The sequence below is a fragment of the Marisediminicola sp. LYQ85 genome, assembly GCF_046600695.1.
Classification (GTDB): Bacteria; Actinomycetota; Actinomycetes; order Actinomycetales; family Microbacteriaceae; genus Marisediminicola.
The window spans coordinates 605854-619571 of record NZ_JBKIWO010000002.1; the positions used below are offsets into that span (position 1 = coordinate 605854).

Annotated in this window: 12 protein-coding genes; 7 read left to right on the forward strand and 5 right to left on the reverse strand. The window is 63.3% G+C overall.

All coding sequences use genetic code 11. From position 1 onward, the window contains the following. Positions 1 to 125 precede the first annotated feature (125 nt). The gene (locus ACLHG5_RS11265) at positions 126 to 1964 is read right to left on the reverse strand and encodes a hypothetical protein (protein ID WP_411318877.1); all 1839 of its coding nucleotides are present in this window, start codon (positions 1962 to 1964) and stop codon (positions 126 to 128) included. Next, on the reverse strand, positions 1961 to 3070 hold the full coding sequence (locus ACLHG5_RS11270; protein WP_411318879.1) for a tyrosine-type recombinase/integrase: 1110 nt from the start codon (positions 3068 to 3070) through the stop codon (positions 1961 to 1963). The genes ACLHG5_RS11265 and ACLHG5_RS11270 overlap by 4 nt, the downstream gene beginning before the upstream one ends. Before the next feature lie 91 nt (positions 3071 to 3161). On the opposite strand from ACLHG5_RS11270, the gene ACLHG5_RS11275 reads away from it, so the two are divergent. From ACLHG5_RS11275 to ACLHG5_RS11290, 4 genes are all read left to right on the forward strand, one after another. Then, positions 3162 to 3701, forward strand: a complete 540-nt coding sequence (locus ACLHG5_RS11275; protein ID WP_411318881.1) for a hypothetical protein — start codon at positions 3162 to 3164, stop codon at positions 3699 to 3701. Between the two features lie 399 nt (positions 3702 to 4100). Beyond that, positions 4101 to 4706, forward strand: a complete 606-nt coding sequence (locus tag ACLHG5_RS11280) for a helicase associated domain-containing protein (RefSeq protein ID WP_411318882.1) — start codon at positions 4101 to 4103, stop codon at positions 4704 to 4706. A gap of 382 nt (positions 4707 to 5088) precedes the next feature. After that, entirely contained in the window at positions 5089 to 5667 is a 579-nt protein-coding gene (locus ACLHG5_RS11285; RefSeq protein WP_411318883.1) for a hypothetical protein, read from the forward strand. 967 nt (positions 5668 to 6634) lie between these two features. Further along, complete coding sequence (locus ACLHG5_RS11290; protein ID WP_411318884.1) at positions 6635 to 7603, forward strand: helix-turn-helix transcriptional regulator; 969 nt, start codon at positions 6635 to 6637, stop codon at positions 7601 to 7603. Between the two features lie 34 nt (positions 7604 to 7637). On the opposite strand, the gene ACLHG5_RS11295 is transcribed toward ACLHG5_RS11290, so the two are convergent. From ACLHG5_RS11295 to ACLHG5_RS11305, 3 genes are all read right to left on the reverse strand, one after another. After that, entirely contained in the window at positions 7638 to 8792 is a 1155-nt protein-coding gene (locus ACLHG5_RS11295; RefSeq protein ID WP_411318885.1) for an epoxide hydrolase family protein, read from the reverse strand. A 296-nt stretch (positions 8793 to 9088) separates the two neighbouring features. Next, positions 9089 to 9520, reverse strand: a complete 432-nt coding sequence (locus ACLHG5_RS11300; protein WP_411318886.1) for an anthrone oxygenase family protein — start codon at positions 9518 to 9520, stop codon at positions 9089 to 9091. Next, complete coding sequence (locus ACLHG5_RS11305; RefSeq protein WP_411318887.1) at positions 9517 to 10323, reverse strand: SDR family oxidoreductase; 807 nt, start codon at positions 10321 to 10323, stop codon at positions 9517 to 9519. The genes ACLHG5_RS11300 and ACLHG5_RS11305 overlap by 4 nt, the downstream gene beginning before the upstream one ends. 81 nt (positions 10324 to 10404) lie before the next feature. Between ACLHG5_RS11305 and ACLHG5_RS11310 the strand changes: the two genes are divergently transcribed. The 3 genes from ACLHG5_RS11310 to ACLHG5_RS11320 all read left to right on the forward strand — a co-directional run bounded on the left by ACLHG5_RS11310 (position 10405) and on the right by ACLHG5_RS11320 (position 13710). Continuing rightward, positions 10405 to 11343, forward strand: a complete 939-nt coding sequence (locus ACLHG5_RS11310) for an AraC family transcriptional regulator (protein WP_411318888.1) — start codon at positions 10405 to 10407, stop codon at positions 11341 to 11343. Positions 11344 to 11570: 227 nt separating this feature from the next. Further along, positions 11571 to 12338 (forward strand): ABC transporter ATP-binding protein, encoded by a 768-nt coding sequence (locus tag ACLHG5_RS11315; protein WP_411318889.1) that lies wholly within the window; start codon positions 11571 to 11573, stop codon positions 12336 to 12338. 118 nt (positions 12339 to 12456) lie between these two features. Continuing rightward, positions 12457 to 13710, forward strand: a complete 1254-nt coding sequence (locus tag ACLHG5_RS11320; protein WP_411318890.1) for an FtsX-like permease family protein — start codon at positions 12457 to 12459, stop codon at positions 13708 to 13710. The last annotated feature ends 8 nt before the right edge of the window (positions 13711 to 13718 follow it).

A 13718-nucleotide genomic window follows, 5' to 3' on the forward strand; every position in this document is an offset into this window, starting at 1 on the left:
CCAGCCGTCGGCTCAACGAGCTGCAGAACAGCTTTGCGGGCGGGTTGAAAACGAAACGCCCCGCTTTTGGGCAGGGCGAATCGTCTGAATCGTGCGGGTGAAGTGTTAGTCGTGCTGGCTACTGCCTAAGTTATGGGCGGCGGGTCATCGACGACGGTCAGGCTGATGCGCTCTGCGGATATCTCGGCGTCGAGTCCGAACGATGCCCGGTTCTTCGGGGTGATCTTCTCGTCCGAGTGATTCTGGGCGACCCAGTCGAGGAACTTCCGGGTGTTTGCGGACGCAACGATGAGCGCCATGGCCAGGAACGCGAAGGTGTTCCCTCGCTTTCGACGCTTGGCCGGGTTGCCGAGGTCTTCCTTCATGGCGTCTTTCAGGTGAGAGTAGCTTCCTTCGACGGTGTTCCTGAGGCTGTACCAGCCCTGCCATTCTGCAGAGCCGTGGAGGTAGTGCTGCTTGTACTTGAGTCCGGCCTCCCGTGGGATGACGACGGTGCTCTTTCCGACTGGTTTCGCGAGCTCGCCGGTGTGACGGTCGACAACCTGATAACTGGTGGGATCCGGGTAGAAGTACTGTTGCGAGCCGTCGGGTCGGATGCGGCCCTTCCGCTTCAGACGGTAGGTGGCCCGTTGGGCCTGACGTTCTTCCAATAGGTCGTCGGCGGCGCGACGTTCGGGCACCTCTAATTTCACGGATTGCCGGACGGTCGCCCGAAGTTTGGCTTCGAGGACACGTCGTTGCGGGCTGCCGCCCTTCAATTCTTTGAGCTCGGCTTCGAGGGCGGCGGCCGTTTTCAAGTGCCCTTTCCGCAACGCGGTGAGAGCCTTTGCGTGGAGGGTCTCTGCTTCGATGAGGTCGCTTGGCATGCCGGTGACGTACCAGGCGCCCATAACGAGGATGGCGTGTTCGTAATATGCTTGCAGGCCGAAGTCGTCGAGGCCGTAGTCGAATACGGCGGTGTAGCCGGCGTCGAGGAACGGGCCCTGCATTTCTTCCGGTAAGGCGCCCGGCATGTAGGCACGGTCGCAAGCGACATGACCGGCGGGGTACTCGTGCCGCTGCAGTTCTGTGAGGAGCCGCTGTCCGGCAAGCTTGATGGCGCCGGGTCGGTGGTAGTCGATGGCGACTGTCAGGAGCGGGAAGTCTGCTGGTACTCCCGGGGCGTTTGCCGTCATGGTCATGGTTTCGAGTTCCAGTCCCCAGAATTTCTTCGCGGTTCGAGGAGCGGCGTCGCCATTGTGGTCTCCGCCTCGAACGTAGGAACCGGCGTCGTAGTTGATGGACCGGCGATCCCGGTCGATCTCGTTCGTTCTCGGGTTTCCGGCTTTGCCTGCCATCCCGACGATCGTTGCGTCGAAGGCGGCGTTCCCCCTCCACCGGTCGAACAGTTTGGGTTCGACCAGCTCGACTGAGCCCCGGACGATTTGATTCGCCAGACGGGAGGCGCGAAGGCGTTTCTTCTCGCACTCCTCCGGGTCGCGGGCCTCGATGATCTGCCGATAGCCTCCCTTGACCGGGATTCGGTAACGCTGTCCGGGGTAGGCGTCGATGAGGTCAACGATTCGTTCGACGCTGTGCCACAAGCGGTTGTACCACTTGCGCAAGCCGTCGTGTCGCGGCGTAATTCCGATTCTCTGCAGCTGCTCATCAGTCAGTCGGTACGCCAGGGTCTTCGCCATATCGGTGAAGAGGATGCCGGTTCCTTCGCGGATGTGCATAAGCATGATGACGAGGGCGGACTCCATCGGGATGTGCGGCTTCCGGCCGCACGCCGCCACCTCATCGTCGAGGCGCCACCGGGTGAGGAGTGCTGCGGCCCCCGAGTTCTCTATCACTTGAATCGCCTGATTGACGTAGGCGTTGGGGAATGGGGACAGTGACTCCCGCTGAACGTCTCGGAGCGTGTGCCCCGGGAATGCGTGTGCGATGAGTTCTTCGGCGCGGCGGCGCTTCGCGGCGCTCACCTGCCGGCCTCGAGACGGAGGCGACGGCGGTAGTCGGCGGTGTCGAGCGAGGGGACGTACTGCAGGTGGCGCGCGAGGTTCTCGAATTTCTCCACTCCGGCGGCCCTCATGAGTTCCTTCATGGGGGTGCCCGCGGTGAGGTGCTTGACGATCCAGGTTGCCCGAAGTTGGTCGCTGCGCGGTCGGATAGGGCCGGAGGTCTTCTCTGTGAAGCGCGAGAGTAAGTTCTTGTGGGAGTTCCTGTTGCGAGTGCCGAACACTGGAGCGTCCGGTTCCATATCGTGCAGGGCTTCGTGGGCGAATCCCGCCCATTCGGCGAGCATGGGGACTTCGCGGGCGTTGGTGCCGGTGACGGTGACAAGTGCGCCGCCGTCGAAGATGACGTCGCCGACATTGAGTTCGGCAATCTCCGCGGCACGGAGGCCGGCGCCTCCGCAGAAGGCAATCATCGCCTTCGCGCGGCGGCGGCGCAGGTCGGTGTTCTGTCCTGCAGCCCAGAGGCGGAGCTGCTCCTCTTCCTTCTCTGTGTACGGGGCGACGCTGGTTCGTCCGTTCAGGGGCTTCATCGCGGTCGCATTGTGCTCGGGGAGGAGCACCTCGGCTACGCGGAGCAGCATGGACCGGTAGTTGCGGAGAGTTCCCTCTCCGAGTTCTCGCGGGGGGCGGGCGATGAACATCGCGATCGTCTCGCGCCGGAACAGGACCTTCGTCGTCATCGGGAGTCCGACGATGTTGACGGCCCAGTCGACGTAGAGGGAGAGCACGAGGAAGATGCGGTTCGAGGTGTAGCTGGTCTGCGGCGCGGTTACCGCGACGGCGTCGCGGACGAAGTCGGCGATGGGTTCCCACCGCTGAGGGGCGAGCCGGGGCGTGTACTCGCTCATGTGAACCAGCGCCCCACGACCACATGCACCCAACACCTTGGCGACCAGGCTGCGATGAGAAGAAAAGGTCGCCGATATGAACGAGCCGACGAGTTCTCGAAGCTGCGCTCGCTCGCTATCGAGGTAAACGAGAGGGCGAAAATGGGTCGACCCGATTCGGGGGTCGAGGTGAGGAGCGTTGTGTCGCTCTGGAGCCAGAGGTGAGGGGTGTTTGAGTTGCATGCCTTCTCTGTGTGCGGCTCAGAAAAAGCGGCGTGCGCCCTCTTGCGGTATCTCCCTACTTGGGACGCGGATACTCTCAACGAGTGCGGCAGTGACAGACATGGGCGGTGCAAACCCGTCCTACATTGGGAGCGAGATGGTGGAAAAGAGTGAGCGCGGGCCTGAGGCGACGGCTTCGAAGACCGATTCGGAAGCGTCTTCTGATCCCGCGGTCGGCTTCGTCGTCGAACCACGGGCTCTCGCCACGCAGAAGAAGGCCTTCGGGATCTCGACGATTCCGCTAACACCGGTCGACAAGAAGCGTGCGACGGGCCCGCGGTGGCGTGCGACGGAGCTTCAACATCAGGTTGCGAACGCCGTGCGCGAAAGCCTGGCCTCCGAAGGAACCAACCTCCGTGCGTGGGTTACGAAGAATGAGGACCAGCTCCCTGCCGGCCTTTCCTACGATCGTCTGGTCCGAATTCAGCGAGGCGAGACGCTGATGCAGATCGCTGATCTTTTTCACTGGGCGGCCGTGTTCCCCCGGGTCGCATCTCTTCTTCGCGAGCATTCGTTTGATCCTCTCTCTGAGCCTTCGCAGGCGGTCCCCGACGGCTCGATCTCGTCGGAGGCGCGCAGCGCATCTGAGTAGCGCCGCATAGCGGACCAGCTTCGACCTGCCCCGTGCCGGCAGACGGCTATCGGACAGGCTTCCGACCTCGCGCGATAGTGGGGCAGGAGGTTTCGGCCGACCTCACCGCAGCGCGTCGTTCCATCCGATCTCACTTCCACCGCGTCACGACTTCCGCGAACCAACGGTCGCTGCCTCCTGACGACGACCCTTCTCCTGCCGTCAGACAGCACCAACCGGCTGGAACGCCTCTGAACACGGCGTTGCCTTCCTGCGACGGGACTCCGCGCGCTCGGGATTGACGGTAACGAGCGGCGCAGGCCAGTAGGTCCCGCGCCGGAAGGCACCCTGATGCCCAATACGGCGACATGCCGCGCATGACCTTCCCGAACCGCACCGTGCGGTTCGGGAAGGGACCTCATGCTCGACCGCGCTCGCCTCGCCGCGATGCACGACCACTACCGATCACAACGAGCGCTGCCACCGCAGAAGCTGACCTACGACATGCGGCGGGGAATGCTCTTCTTCCGCGCCGAGACGAATCCCTTGGGAACTTGTCCGGCAGATCCCCCTATTCCGCTTCGCGTGATCCAGTGGACCGATGGAAGGCAGGCGCTGGAGCAGCACATCGCTCGAACAGGGAAGGCTCCCGCGAACAATCGGCGCCCCGGGTCGGCGACTCGGCAGGAGGAGCTGACTCTCGCGGAGTGGTCGCGCACGCAACGCCGAGCAGATCGGGCAGGGCGGTTGTGCGCTTATCAACGCGAACGGCTCGATCTGATCGACCTGTTCGACTGGGACCCTCGTGAGACCGCATGGATGGCGACGTTCAACCGGTATGCGCGCTTCCTCGGCGAGCACGGCCGAGCTCCTACCGAGCGTCGCGGTGCAGAGGAACGAACCCTCGCGAACTGGGCCAGCAAGCAGAGAGCCGCTTACTGGTCCGGGAAGCTGGCCGCGCATCACCAAGCTCAACTGCAGAGCTTGCCTGTGTGGGGATGGGGACGAGGACCGCAAGCGGACTAACCCGCCCGGGCCGCCGAGCGACAGCGACGGATGGTGCCTTCCGGCGCGGGAACAACCGGTCCGTGCACCGTTCTACCGTCGATGACACAGCAGCATCACTGTCAAGCCCAGGAGGTTTCGGCCGTGCATGCATCAGACAGATGCCGTGAAGGGGAGTTGGTCTTCATGAGGTTCAGGTTCTGCCGTCGTGAGCAGCCAGTGGATGCTCAACCCCCGGCTCATTCGCGTGTGCGCCAGATCACTACAAGAGAACTGCAGCTCCTTGCCGAAGAGGTTCTCAACCAGCTTCTCGCCGGGACCGAGAAAGAGGGCCGGAGTCCTTTGGGTCCGTCGGCCCCCTCATCCGTCCGCGGCCGGAAGGGGCGCCGGTGGAATCGAAACGATGACCTGGGCGAGCGGCCTCAAGACGGTCTCGCGCGGTACCCCAGGAATATCGCATCTGATGAACTCGACGGGGATCCTGGGCGCGCCCGTGCTTGATGGTGGGCATGCGGACCCGCGCCTCGACGAGCAACATGCCGAGGCGCCCACAGTGGAGGATCGGAAGTTCGTCTGGCGATCGCGTGTTTCGAATGCTCGAGGGCGGTGTTACGGCGAGATCCAAATCCGCGCGTTGATGTGCGGAGGCGTCGCAGACGGGCAAGAATTTTTCATCGAGGACGAGCGGCCCGGTAGCCCATGGGCGCAAGTAATCGTCGACGGAAAGTCGAAACTCGTCGCCGTGGAAGTAGGGAGGATGGGAGCAGACGAACTCCTCGCCCTCGTCCTCACGGGCAAGCCGGACAGCCAAGTGGAGGTAGCGGCGCCCTGGAACGCCGCCGACGTCGCTCCGGTTCACGAACACGGGCTGTTGCCACCCGAAGTTGGAGCGCATGCCGTCTGGTGTTGGCTGAACGAGCGAGAGGTCGACCCGATGTTGTCGATGCGAGCAATCATCCCCGGACCGCACCGGCGAAACTGAGCGACGCGATGAGTTCGACGGGCGGAAGAACGGCTAGGGAGAACCTGGTGGGTATCCGGGAAATCCCGCAGCGACAGGACCCGAACCAGATCCCGTCAGACCGGGTGCGTGCAGTGGCGGCGCGGGTCCGAGTGAACGCCGACCGGCGTGTAGGTCTTCCGACGCCCGAGTGGATCGTGCAGCTTTCGAAGATGGGGCTTCGGCAAGACTGACGATCTACGATCTCCCTAAGGCCGCATTCTTATGCGGCCGCGGCGAGTTATCCCTCAAGGTCCGAGGAGCTCGATTATTGCCCTTGCAGTCGCGCCCGGGTTAGTGATTGGGAAGAGGTGTCCGCCGTCGACCCAAGCGGTACGCGCGCCGAGGGACTGTGCGAGCTGCATCTGCGCATTCCGCCGAACATCCCCGGGCGAGCAGATCACCATCACACCAGGCATGGCAGGAACAGCATTCGACGTCACGCCGTCCAGGCGTGCGGCGGCCTCGCTGAGCGGCAGACCCGACCCGGGAGGCGCAGGCGAACGGTATCGCTTATACGTCGCCATGCGCATCCGATAGGCGAGGCCCCGGTGACCAGGCAGACGACTGGCGAGCTCCAACGTCGCCTTCACGACAGGTCGGCCGGGTCGCTGGCGTGGTGTGCTCGGCGCGAGGAGAACCGTTGGGACTGCGGGCTCCTGACACGCGTCCTGTAACGCCGCGAACGACCCGAAGGAGTGCGCTATTCGCACCGGCCCTCCACCTGCCAGCTCGCGGCCGAGAATCCGGACTAACGCGCCGTAATCGCTGTCGGGCAGAGGGAACCCGGGGTAGAGAGAAACGCTAGCCACATAAGCAATGTAACCGGGGCTGTTGCTCCGGCGGGACTTAGTTGTCGAGGGGGGGCTCGGCCGCGCTGCACGAATCACTGGGTCAGCACCCTGCTCTACGGACAATGCGTGTCCTAGCTCTGGAGGATGATCGGCCTATGTGGGATACGACGTCACGGACCTTCGAGATGCTGGGGATGCTTCAACGGAATGGGTTCGTGGCCAGCGACAGGCTGGCAAGCGACCTCGGTGTGACAACGCGAACCGTGCGGCGCGACGTGGCCCGCCTCCGCGATCTGGGGTATCCGATCGACACCCGCTTCGGCGTGGACGGCGGGTACTCCATCGAGCCAGGCTCGGTTCTGCCGCCAATCTTTCTCTCCACCGACGAGGCCCTGGCCTGCGCTCTCGCCTTACGGCGATGGACAGAGGACTCCGACCAGACTCTCGCCGCCAGTTCCCTCGGGAAGATTCTGGCGTCGTTGCCTCCACGAGTGCGGTGGGTCATCGACGCAGTGGCGAAGGTCACTGTCGACGTCCCAATAGATGGTGTGGAGCCGCTCATTTCCCCGATGGTCGACGTTGGTCTTCTAGGCGAGCTGGCGAGGTCGTGTCAGTTGCAACGCAGAGTGGAGTTTCGGCACACGCAACGGAACGGGGAATCGAGGATGCGGAGGGTCGACCCTCACGCTCTGGTCAACACCGTGCGCCGGTGGTACCTCGTTGCGTTCGATATCGACGCCGACGACTGGCGCACCTACCGCGTCGACCGCATCTCAGAATTCGCGGGGACGGCGATGCTCATCAGGGCGCACGTGTTTCCGGGGCCGAGCATCGAAGAGTGGATCACCCGACAGCTCAGCGCCGGATGGCAACAAGTCACCGCCACCGTCCGCGTTCACGCATCCGTCGAAGCCGTGAGCCGTTGGGTGGCACCTGCGTGGGGTGCCATTGAAGAAGAGTCCCCCGAAACGTCGATTGTGCGTGCGGGAGCTGACAGCTACGACGCAATCGCACGGTGGCTTCTGCTTCTCCAGGCCGACGTCGAGGTGATAGAGCCTGATGGACTGCGCGATGCATTCGGCAGAGTCGCGGAACAGGCGGGCCGAGCATCACTGCAGGGCTAGAGCGGGCCGGCCCCGGAGAACCGGCCCACTTCGGTCAGCGGAGCGGCCGGAAGAACTCGGTGATGTCTTCGATGAGCAGCTGTGGCTCTTCAAGCGCGGCAAAGTGACCGCCGCGATCAGTAATGTCGGTCCACCGGGTGATGGTGTTCTCTCGTTCTGCATAACTGCGGATACCCACGTCGTGGGCGTACATGATGACACCAGTCGGCACACCGGAGGGCTTTTTGGTCGCTCCCCAGGCTGAGTGCTGGGCGTACCCGATGTACGCCGCTGTGCCGGCAGTCTCGGTGAACCAGTAGATCGACACGTTGGTCAGGATTCGATCTAGCGGGATTACCGTTTCCGGGAGGGCCTCGTGCGGGACAGTCCATTTGTGAAACTTGTCGACGATCCAGGCGAGCTGACCGGCAGGCGAATCGACGAGGCCGGCCGCGAGGGTTTGTGGCCTGGTGGACTGGATCGCGATGTAGCCGTATTCCTCGTGCATGAACGTCTGCACTCGTGCGAGACGGTCGAGCTCCAACGGTGTGAAGGACGCAAGATCAGCCTCGGTTGGGGCCTGCAATGGCATCCCCATCGACCCGTTGACGTGCACACCAACCACGTGAGTCGGTGCCGCGCGGGCCACCTCCGGTGACACGGCGGCACCAATATCCCCGCCCTGCACGCCGTAACGATCGTACCCAAGGCGTTCCATCAACGTCGCCCACGTGCGCCCGATCCGAGCGGCATCCCAACCACCCTCGGCAACCGGGCTCGAGAACGCAAACCCGGGCAACGAAGGAATGACCAGATCGAACGCGTCCGCAGCGGATCTCCCGTGTCTCTTGGGGTCCGTTAGCGGGCCGATGAGATCGACGAACTCGACGAACGAACCCGGCCACCCATGAGTGAGCACCAGGGGCAGAGCCCCGTCGACCTTTGATCGGATGTGAAGGAAATGGATCGTCTGACCCTCGATCACCGTCGTGAACTGCGGGAGTGTGTTCAAAGCGGCCTGCTGTGCTGTCCAGTCAAACTCCTCCGCCCAGTACCCGACCAGTCGATGAAGGTAGCTCACCGGAACTCCCGCAGGCCAATCATCGCCCGGAAGGGCGGGCGGGAACCGGGTCGCACCCAATCGGCGCTTGAGGTCGTCGACCGAACTCGTCGGTATGTCGATTCGAAACGGCAAAATCTCGGCACTCATCAAAACTTCCTTCCATCGCGTGCGGGCTCAGGCGGGCCACGCCACTGCACCGACAGTAGAAATGAACGAGGACACAACCTGTCCGCCGCCAGGACAGAGTCGAGACCTAGGTTCATTTCAAACCCTGATTCTGAGTCGCTCATATCGACCAATCACGAAAACTGCAGCTCTGTCGCCTCGGGGAGCAATGCTCGAAGCCAACAGCAGGAGCCGCTGAAAGCGATCAATTCCATGGCCGGGCGTCTATCAGGCGGAGAATGCAGCTGCGGGTTGGGGGAGTCAGGGGCGCTGCCGGTTCACTTGAGCGACCAGTGCGTGCCGGCGACGATGAGGGCGGTGGCGGCGAAGGCCGCGCGAGCCGTGTTCGCTGCAGCCCAGCGTCGGCTGTATTCAGACCAGAATCCCGCCCCGTCTTTGTGGAGCCGCCGGTTGAGGGGGACGTTGACGGTCATAGTCACGACAGTGCTTGCAAGAGACGCTCCCGCAATGACGAGCTCCGGAACAGCTCCTCGGGGTATCGCGCCTATGCCCAGAGCGACGGCGGCAACAGCTGCCGATCCGAAAAGCACTATGAACGGCCCGCGCTCGGCCCTTCTATTGATTTCGATCATCGCGGCCGTCGCAGCACGATCGTCAAGGCACCGCAGCGCAGGGACGACAATCGTCGAGAACGCCGCATACACCCCACTGAGCAACCCAGCCCCTACGACCGCGGCGACGTGAATCACGACCAGACTCCCGATTCCGCCGTTCGCGCTGCATAGCTACGCAGCGACGATGGTTGCCTGCCCAGCAGCGTCTGAACTCCGTCAGCGAGAGACGCGTTACGTCCGTCGAGGATGTCGGTGAAAAGGTACGCGAGCGGCTCAGCTTCCTCGGCCGGCACCCCGTCCGCGGCTAGGTCCTCGACGAAGGTCGGCACGTCGGTCGATTCGAAGGTCACCGGCCGCCCGCACGCGTCGGCGATGATCGCTGCTGCTTGCGTGAACGTCAGCAGCTCAGGCCCCGACAGTTCGTAGGTGGCATTCTGCGGGGCCGGCTGCGTCAAGGCGGCGACGGCAGCGTCCGCGACGTCGTCGAGATCGACGAACGCTTCGGGGACGTCGAGGGCTGGTAGTCGCAGTCGTCCGCGGCGAACCGGACCGGTGAGGAAATGCTCGGAGAAGTTCTGCTGGAACCAGGAGCATCGCAGAACTGTCGTCGGAACCCCGCCATGGCGGAGGGCGTCCTCGCTAGCTCTCGCGCCCTCTTCGCCGCGGCCCGAGAGCAGCACCAGCCGTTCGAGCCCCTCCGCCGCAGCCAAAAGGCCCAGGGCGCGCATCTTGTCGGGCACTCCCGGGAAAGCGAGGTCAGGCGTAAAGCAGACGTAGGCCGCCGTGACGCCGCGGACGGCTGCGGGCCATGTCTCGCGGTCGTCCCAGTCGAACCCTGTTTTGCGGGATGCGAGTCGAGTGGGTACGCCCATGGTGGTCAGTCGGTCGAAGATGCGCGAGCCGGAACGTCCAGCTCCGCCGAGGATGAGAGATGTCATGGACCAAGTACACATGCGCTTGGCGAGACGGGGAATGGGTGAGAGGGCGAGAAAGCTTCGTAATCGTCTAACCTTGCGGACGTGGATCCACTAACGCATTTCCTAGACGGGCCTCGGGCCGTGGGAGCTTTCGCCCTTTCGATGAATATGAGCGCCCCGTGGGGTCTCGCCGTTCATGACGAGGCCGCCCTGACGGTCGTCGTCGTCAGCCGAGGCCGGGCCCTCGTCAACGAGGTGCTGCTCACCGCTGGTGATGTCGCGCTGATCCGTGGGCCTGAGCCGTACAGCGTGACTGATGATGCAGGCAGCGAACCCTCCATCGAGATTGGCCCAGGGCAGCACTGCACCACCCTCGATGGTCGCGACCTCCAGGATGAACTCCGACATGGTGTCCGGCGGTGGGGTAACGCGTCGGATGGTGAGACGTCCCTTCTCGTTGGCACGTATGAGCGTCCCGACGAGGCTGGCGGCCTCGTCGCCCGCGCCCTGCCCCGAATGGCAGTCGTACCTCACAACGAGGCCGACAGTGCTCTAGTTGCCCTGCTCGAGCGCGAGATCGCGAATGACGACCCCGCGGCCCAGGTCGTGATCGATCGCCTTCTCGACATTCTCGTCGTCAGTACGATCCGTAGCTGGGTCGACGATCCGGGCCGCTCTGAGGAACCGACGTGGCTCACGTGCCGTGATCCCTTGGTGGCGCAGGCCCTGGGATACCTCCACGCCGATCCTGCGGCGGCATGGACTGTCGAGAGGCTTGCCCGCCGAGTGAATACGTCGCGTGCGTCACTTGCCGCGCGCTTTCGCGTCGGCGTTGGTGAACCACCGATGAGCTATCTCACTCGCTGGCGTCTCACGCTGGCGGGAGACTTGCTGCTCTCAATCGATGTCACGGTTTCCGACGTCGCCCGCACAGTTGGCTACAGCAACGCTTTCGCTTTCAGTACTGCCTTCAAGCGCCAAGTGGGGGTGACGCCGTCGGAGTTTCGTCGGCGCCGGCCCGCACTCTCGCCAGCAGGGTGACAGCGTCCTGCAGGCCGAAATCTTGCAGTCGGGCATAGCCGGCAGGGCCTTCGTTGGTCATGACGCCCGCAGTTGCTTGACGCCCCTTGGGTAAGAGCGCGCGCACCGCGATGGATCACGTCTTCCGCGAGTCCTTCACCCTCACGCCCGCAAATACGGCGGTCAGACTGCGAAGAGTATGGTTTTCCCCACTGCCAGGCGGCCGCTCGGCTGCAAGCATTGTGCCAATGACTCGAGAGAAGCTTCTAAGCGCGCAGGGCCTGACGAAAGAATTTGGCGACGGCAAGCGTGCTGACCGCATCACCGTGCTACGGGAGATCTCGATGGACGTCTCTGCCGGCGAGATGGTTGCTATTGTCGGCCCCTCCGGTTCCGGGAAATCCACACTGTTGTTCTGCCTCTCCGGGTTCGAGAAGGTCACCAGTGGAGCCGTAACCCTTCTCGGCACCGAGTTGGGGCGGATATCAGCGGGGAGGCTGGCATCCCTACGTCAGAAACGTGTGGGCTTCATCTTCCAGGCCTACAACTTGATTGCGTCGTTGTCCGCCTGGGAAAACGTCGCACTCCCGTTGCGGTTGCGGAAAGGAAGATTTGATTCGCGAGTTGTCGACGCAGCGCTGGCTGCCGTCGGTATTTCAGAGCGGGCATCTCATCTCCCAGGCGAGCTGTCGGGCGGGCAGCAGCAACGGGTGGCCATCGCGAGAATACTCGCCACGTCACCCCAACTAATATTCGCCGACGAGCCCACCGGGGCTCTCGATACGCAAACGAGTGCCGTGGTGCTTTCACTCCTCCGACAACTCGCGACAGGCACCCGCTCCGTGGTGCTGGTTACGCACGACCTGGAGGCTGCTGCTCTGGCAGACAGAGTTCTGGTACTCCGTGATGGGGAGATCCACGCTGAATTGGCCCACCCGACTCCTGAGCTCGTCCTCGCCGCAATAGAGAGAGCGAAGCTCCCTGTGCCGTTGAACAACCAGATCCCTGAGGGATAGGCCCACGTTGCTGCGACTTCTTCTTGCTGAACTGCGTCACGAAGCGCGCTTGTGGGTGGGAGCATTTGCGATCGCAGTGACAGCGAGTGTCATCCTCGCGGTTTTGACTGCCCTAACGGTGAGTGCTGTTTCTCTCAATCAAGCGCAGGAGATCAGCGCGGCGGATTTCGAGGGGATCATCGGATTCGTCTCGATGCCTGCTTTCCTCAGCGCGGTCACGACGATCATCGTGGTCACCGGGGTGGCGAACCTGACTGTGGATGCTCAGCGGCAGACATACGCGCGCTGGCAAATCGGTGGTGTTTTACCGAAGCGGATCACGGGGGTTGTGCTCCTTCAGTTGGCCTTCTTCGGAATGGTCGCATCGGTGGTTGGAGTGCTGATTGCCTTGCCGGCGGCGCAGCCAGTGTTCGACTGGCTTGCCTCGCGGGCCCCGTCCCTCATCGGTGTGTCGGTTGGTCAGAGCTTTTTGGGTGCGGCGATCGTTCTAGTAGTGACGACCAGTCTCATGGTGCTGGGTGGTCACCGGGCGGCCCGCCGAGCGGGGAAGGTGCCGGCAGTCGAAGTTCTCAGTGCACCCGTTGATCCCAAGACTGGGATGAGTGTCGCCCGGTGGGTCCTGTCAGCAGCAGGGCTCTCCGCAACGGTAGGGCTCAGTGCAGGTTTACGCGACGTCGGCATACTGGGGATAGGCCAAAACGGGCTCTTCGTCGGTCTCGCCCTGTCAACGCTGCTCGCCGCATTGGCGCCCCTTGTATTGTCTCCGTTCTTGACAATGTGCACACGCGCCGTCCCCCTCAGGGTTTCCGCTGCGTGGTTCTTGGCCCGGAATGCTTGTCGATACCGCATTGCGCAATCCACATCCGCGGTCGTTCCCCTCACGGTCGGGCTGGTGCTCGTCGGATCGTTCACGAGCGTGTTCAGCATGTTCGTAGACGCTCAACGGGTCAGCGGTGTTCCTCACCAGACGGCCATGGACGGTGAAGCGAACCTCGTCATCTTTGGTGCTCCGCTCGTTCTAGCGATTGTCGCGGCCGCTGTCACGGTTTTCATGTCGGGTCGAGCTCGCGAACGCGAGTTCGCTCTGATCAACGCGGCCGGTGGTACCCCTCGCATGATCGTCCGCTCAGCCATTTATGAAGCGCTGATCTATGCAGTGACCGCTTTATTACTAGCCCTGATCATCGTCCTGATCACTTCAACCATTGTGTGGTCGGCGCTTACGGCTTCGGTGCCGGGGACCGCTTTCATCGTCGACCTTGCGCCTCTGGCGGTCATGTTTGCGATTGGTTTCGCTGGCCTGCTTGCGGCGACGGTGCTGCCGACCCTGCATAGTCTTCGAAGCTCCGTGAGGGAGTCGCTCGCTGCCTAGGCCCGCGT

Bases quoted from the DNA above. Each gene is read 5' to 3' on its own strand.
- ACLHG5_RS11270 (WP_411318879.1), bottom strand. From the start codon at position 3,070: ATGCAACTCAAACACCCCTCACCTCTGGCTCCAGAGCGACACAACGCT.
- ACLHG5_RS11280 (WP_411318882.1), top strand. From the start codon at position 4,101: ATGCTCGACCGCGCTCGCCTCGCCGCGATGCACGACCACTACCGATCA.
- ACLHG5_RS11285 (WP_411318883.1), top strand. From the start codon at position 5,089: ATGACCTGGGCGAGCGGCCTCAAGACGGTCTCGCGCGGTACCCCAGGA.
- ACLHG5_RS11290 (WP_411318884.1), top strand. From the start codon at position 6,635: ATGTGGGATACGACGTCACGGACCTTCGAGATGCTGGGGATGCTTCAA.
- ACLHG5_RS11295 (WP_411318885.1), bottom strand. From the start codon at position 8,792: ATGAGTGCCGAGATTTTGCCGTTTCGAATCGACATACCGACGAGTTCG.
- ACLHG5_RS11305 (WP_411318887.1), bottom strand. From the start codon at position 10,323: ATGACATCTCTCATCCTCGGCGGAGCTGGACGTTCCGGCTCGCGCATC.
- ACLHG5_RS11315 (WP_411318889.1), top strand. From the start codon at position 11,571: ATGACTCGAGAGAAGCTTCTAAGCGCGCAGGGCCTGACGAAAGAATTT.